We start from the raw sequence: 2,173 nt of genomic DNA, 5'->3' as shown, positions 1-2,173 counted from the left end.
CCGCCGACAGCGACAGCTCTCCGTCGGTTCGTCGGAGATCTTCTCGTCAAGACCACCAGCACAACAGCTCCGCCGTGGAACTCAGGCTTCAGAAACAGCTAGCCGAGAATGCTTTGTGAGGTACTGAGTTTGACCGGGACGGTGCGGCGGACCTTCACGCACCTCACAAACAGCGCTACCATTAAAAGTATTAATGTAAATGTGGGGGAGAAGTTAACCACCAATAATGGTAGGTAGTCAAGCAAACGCGCTTCTTTTTTGCTGTGAACAGTGGGTTCTGCGCGGGGGGGAAGATGATCGCCCGCCCGGGCACGTTGTATCGCGCCGGCGAGTGGCCGACGCGGCCGTAACTCGAGTACGTCGACCGGCTCGCGAGCTGCTGGTAGTCGACGTCCGGCCACCGACTCAGCGAGAAGTCGTCGACGCCGGCAGCTGTCGCCATCTCGTACAGGGTCGGGACGATCTCGCTCGTCGAGCAGACCAGGACATCCGGATCGTGCGCTTCGAGTGCCCCTTGGACGGCGGTCAGGATATCCGTCGGCGAGCCGGTGACGGTGTCGCCGGCGACGGACAGTTTCTCGTAGACATCGTTGCTCGTTTCGGTCACCGGGACGCTGAGCCGGAGCGTCGACAGCTCGCTCGCCGGCGTCGGATCGGCGCCGGTCTCCAGACAGTACCGGAACTCTCGCGAAAAGTCGACGTTGAAACAGGCGAGATCCCCGACTGGATAGGCCGACAGCTGGCGTGCCTGCCGGGCGAGTGGGGTGACGCGGTCGATGTGGGCGACGTCGACGGCGAGGACTGATTCCTCGTCCCGTCGAAAGCCCGGCCGTCGCGTAACCATCTCGGTCGCGACGACGTCCGGGTGCTGGTCGTACACCGACTGGAGTGTCGTGAGGTCGAGGTCGGTCTCTGGGTCGCGAGCGGCGACGTAGAAGCGCGGGGTGTACTTGTCTCGTTCTGTTGCGACGGCGCCGTCGGCTGTTGTCTCCCACTCCAGGACGCGGCCGTCGTCCAGAAAGTCGATGGTAAATGGCATTTTCCAACCCTCTCTCCGGAAACACGGCGCTGTCTCATAGCCGATGGCGTGTCGATTCCGGATTTCGGAGAAGGGAGGGATTAGTCCGTATGCCGCCGAAGTTGGTGGTTAGCGTCTGTCGGACTGATTTCCAGCTTGTTTCCGAGATGCCGGTTTGGCGTGATGCTACTAGTCGCCGGTATAAGCTAATCCGCACTGCGATCTGTCTCTCTTTGGCCGGTGACAAGCAAAGGCCTATATATACTTACTAGGTTGTCATATGGTGAATGGAACGGGCGACTCGGGAACGTGAAAAGGAACAGCGTGAGCAAGCACAAACGAACGACGAGGCACAGCAGTGCCCGGAGTGCAACTCATCCAACGTGATCACCGATCAGAGCGAACGAGTCTGTGAGGATTGCGGGCTCGTTCTTGAGGACGACCAAATCGATCACGGCCCGGAGTGGCGGGCGTTCAACTCCTCAGAGCGCGACCAGAAATCACGCGTGGGCGCGCCGACGACGAAAACGATGCACGATAAGGGGTTGACGACCCAGATCGACTGGAAGGACAAGGACGCCTACGGTCGCTCACTTGACGCGAAGAAACGCAACCAGATGCACCGCCTCCGCAAATGGCAGGAGCGCATCCGGACGAAGGACGCGGGCGAACGCAACCTCCAGTTCGCGCTCTCGGAGACCGATCGGATGGCGTCCGCGCTTGGCGTCCCACGTAGTGTTCGCGAGGTTGCCTCGGTCATCTATCGGCGCGCGCTCAACGAGGACCTCATCCGTGGGCGCTCCATCGAGGGCGTCGCAACTGCCTGCCTCTACGCCGCCTGCCGCCAGGAGGGCATCCCGCGAACCCTCGAAGAAGTGACGGAAGTCGCCCGCATCGACCAGAAGGAAATCGGACGAACGTATCGCTACGTCGCCCACGAACTCTCCCTCGAAATTCAGCCAACCGACCCCAAGGAATACCTCCCCCGCTTCGCAAGCGACCTCAACCTTTCCGAGGAAACCATCGCGAAGGCCCGCGAAATCATCGACACCTCCGCCGAACAAGGACTACTCTCCGGGAAATCACCATCCGGATTTGCGGCCGCCGCCATCTACGCGGCAAGCCTCCTCTGCAACGAGAAGAAAACCCAGCGCG

At 60.9% G+C, this 2,173-nt stretch carries 1 protein-coding gene and 1 pseudogene; one reads left to right on the top strand and one right to left on the bottom strand.

The genetic code is table 11. The annotated features are described in order from the left end of the window. Nucleotides 1-292: 292 nt before the first annotated feature. Nucleotides 293-1,039, bottom strand: a pseudogene (locus LPA46_RS18595) (type B DNA-directed DNA polymerase); the annotation flags it as partial. Between the two features lie 266 nt (nucleotides 1,040-1,305). On the opposite strand from LPA46_RS18595, the gene LPA46_RS18590 reads away from it, so the two are divergent. Further along, on the top strand, nucleotides 1,306-2,173 hold an 868-nt coding region (locus LPA46_RS18590), incomplete at its 3' end, for a transcription initiation factor IIB (RefSeq protein ID WP_230893801.1).

This window comes from Halobacterium sp. KA-6, from assembly GCF_021029015.1.
GTDB lineage: Archaea > Halobacteriota > Halobacteria > Halobacteriales > Halobacteriaceae > Halobacterium.
This window is presented reverse-complemented; position numbering and strand designations above follow the sequence as displayed.